The organism is Flavobacteriales bacterium (assembly GCA_013001705.1).
Classification (GTDB): Bacteria; Bacteroidota; Bacteroidia; order Flavobacteriales_D; family JABDKJ01; genus JABDLZ01.
The window spans coordinates 1-2859 of record JABDLZ010000021.1 but is presented as its reverse complement, the minus strand read 5'-3'; the positions used below and the strand labels follow the sequence as shown (position 1 = coordinate 2859).

Annotated in this window: 4 protein-coding genes; all 4 read left to right on the top strand. The window is 52.3% G+C overall.

The features are described 5' to 3' along the window. On the top strand, window positions 1-356 hold a 356-nt coding region (locus HKN79_00580; GenBank protein NNC82047.1), incomplete at its 5' end, for a GNAT family N-acetyltransferase. A gap of 1 nt (window position 357) precedes the next feature. Further along, window positions 358-1500, top strand: coding sequence for a metal-dependent hydrolase (locus tag HKN79_00575; protein ID NNC82046.1), 1143 nt, complete (start codon window positions 358-360; stop codon window positions 1498-1500). A gap of 15 nt (window positions 1501-1515) precedes the next feature. Continuing rightward, window positions 1516-2418 (top strand): histone deacetylase, encoded by a 903-nt coding sequence (locus tag HKN79_00570; GenBank protein ID NNC82045.1) that lies wholly within the window; start codon window positions 1516-1518, stop codon window positions 2416-2418. Between the two features lie 178 nt (window positions 2419-2596). Then, on the top strand, window positions 2597-2859 hold a 263-nt coding region (locus HKN79_00565; GenBank protein NNC82044.1), incomplete at its 3' end, for a hypothetical protein.

The following is a 2859-nucleotide window of genomic DNA, read 5'->3' as shown; positions in this document are numbered from 1 at the left end:
AATCGGTGGAGTGTGAAGGAAAGCTTGTGGGCTTCCTATCGGCATTTGATTGTGGCGAGGAACTCGAGGTGCATTATGTGGGCTTGGATTATGACTGCAACCGGGAACTCGGTCTATATCAGCGCATGCTTGTGGAATTCCTAAGAAGGGCCATCGAAGGCGGTCATCAGCGCATCAATTACGGACGTACAGCCGAGCAGGCAAAGAGTTCGCTAGGGGCTGAACCCGTAGAGATGCGCCTCTATACCAAGCACCGCAACATGATCGCCAATCGATTGATCACCCCTCTGATGGCCTCGGTGGCTCCCAATTCCTTTGAATTGCGCAGTCCGTTCAAGCAGGTCAAGGTAAGCTGATATGGATTCACTCACCCAGATCGTACTCGGAGCAGCCGTTGCCGAACTGACTATCGGTCGCAAAGTGGGCAATCGGGCCATCCTCTGGGGAGCCGTGGCCGGCACCATTCCCGATCTGGACGTCTATACCGGCTTCATCTTCGATGACCTCACCAAGAATGAGATGCACCGGGCTTTCAGTCATTCACTCTTCTTCTGTCTCATAGCAGCCCCTGTCTTCTCCTGGCTCGTGATGAAGCATGAGAAGGCCTTCTTGGCCACCTTCTTAGCAGCCGTCCTGGGGCTCTTCGTATTGGGAGGTGCTCCCTTGACGGGATGGCTCATCGTCACTGGTATCTTCCTATTCTTGGGATTCTTCATCTGGCGCATGAAGCCCATCGCGCCCATTTCTACCCGTACAGATTGGACCCGCATGATGTTCTGGACCTTGTTCACGCATCCGCTGCTGGATGCACACACCTCCTGGGGTACCCAATTGCTCTGGCCCTTGCCTTGGAAGTACTCTTGGAATAACATCTTCGTGGCCGATCCGCTGTATACCGTGCCCTTCTTGCTCTGTATGATCATCGTACTCTTCTTGAGCCGGAAGAACGACCTGAGGCGCATGATGACCCTCACTGGTATCGTGATCAGTTCTACCTATATGCTCTTCACCCTTTTCATGAAATGGGTGACCTTCTCCCGATTCACCGAATCATTGGAAGAACAAGGCTATGACCTCATCGATATCTCCACACGCCCCACCGTACTCAACTGCATTCTCTGGACCGCCAATGTAGATGTGGGGGATGCCTATCTCATGTCCTACTATTCGGTCTTGGATAAAAGTCCCATCCACTGGGTACGCATTCCCAAGAACGAGCACTTATTGGCCCCATTGGCCCATCACGAGGAGGTGGAGCGGTTATGGCATTTGACCGCAGGAGAATTCGCCATCACTCAGAAGAACGATACCCTCGTCTACAACGACCTACGATTCGGGATGTTCGGAGAACCCGTGGAGGGAGGTGATTTCGTCTTTGCCTACAAGTTGATCCCAGATGGCGACCGCCTCATCGTAGAGGAGATTCCGCCACCGCGTCCAGAAGGAGAAGAGGCCAAGCAACAGTTCGCTGAACTCTGGGAGCGGATCAAGGGCATCTGAAGTCCTAGTTTATTTATGAAAGTCGCTTTCAGTCCTATCTATCGCTACGACCTCTTACCTGTAGGACATCGCTTCCCGATGGACAAATACGACTTACTGTCCGAGCAATTGCTACGCGAGGGTACTGTGGATAGTATCGATTTCTTCCATCCCGAGCCCTTGACCGAGGAGCAGATATTGCGCACCCATAGCTCCGACTATTGGGATAAACTCAAGCACGGCACTTTGAGCCGTAAAGAGATACGCGCCATGGGCTTTCCCTTTCACGAGAGCCTGGTCTGGAGAGGGCGGCATATCGCTAATGGTACATTGCAGTGTGCCTATCATGCCATGCAAGGCGGTGTCTCCCTCAATATTGCAGGAGGCACCCACCATGCCTATGCCGATAGAGGTGAGGGCTTCTGTCTTTTCAACGATATGGCCATCGCCAGTACCGAGCTGCTCTATCGCGGGGATGTGAGTCAGATCCTCATCATCGATCTGGATGTACATCAGGGAAATGGCACCGCACATATCTTCCAGGATGAGCCGCGTGTATTCACTTTCAGCATGCATGGGGCACATAACTATCCTCTTCGTAAAGAGCAGAGTGACCTGGACATAGGCGTGCCGGATGGTACAGGAGATGCGACCTATTTGGAGATCCTATCCGAGCAACTCCCTCGATTGATCGATACGGTAACCCCCGATCTCATCTTCTATTTGAGTGGCGTGGACGTACTGAAGAGCGACAAGCTCGGCCGCTTGGGCATGAGCCTGCAGGGATGCAGGGAGCGGGACCGAAGGGTGTTCGAAGTTGCCCGAGAAGCCGAGATACCCGTGGCCGTGAGCATGGGCGGAGGCTATTCCGAGCGCATACGCGATATCATCGAAGCTCATGCCAATACCTTCAGAGAGGCAAAGAGGGTGTTTTCTTGAAGGATTGATTACCGTGCGATTGATCATGGTCGAATAGAAAGGGTAGCTTCGAACTAGCCATAATCCTTATTCACCTATTCCAAGAATGCTCCCTCTTTCCTTTATAGCCTTGACGCTGCTTGTCAATCTTCTGCTGATCCGTATCGGCTTTCAGGCTTTGAGAACAGAGGAGAGGTCCTTGAAGTGGCGCCTAGTCATTGCGCTGGTCCTTTGGCAGGTACTCATCTACTTGATCGCTGATAGTAGGCTTCTTATGTCCCATGATTTCCCGCCTCGCTTTGCCTTGGCCTTCATCTTTCCTTCCTTTTTCTTCATCGGGTTCTTCCTCTATTCCAATCGGAACCGGGAATGGCTACATCGTATTCCACGCTCTTGGCCGGTCTATTTCCAATCCTTCCGTATCGTAGTGGAGACCTTGTACATTCATGCATTGGCAGAAGG

Coding starts and splice junctions, on each gene's coding strand:
- HKN79_00570 (NNC82045.1), top strand. CDS start 1,516: ATGAAAGTCGCTTTCAGTCCTATCTATCGCTACGACCTCTTACCTGTA.
- HKN79_00575 (NNC82046.1), top strand. CDS start 358: ATGGATTCACTCACCCAGATCGTACTCGGAGCAGCCGTTGCCGAACTG.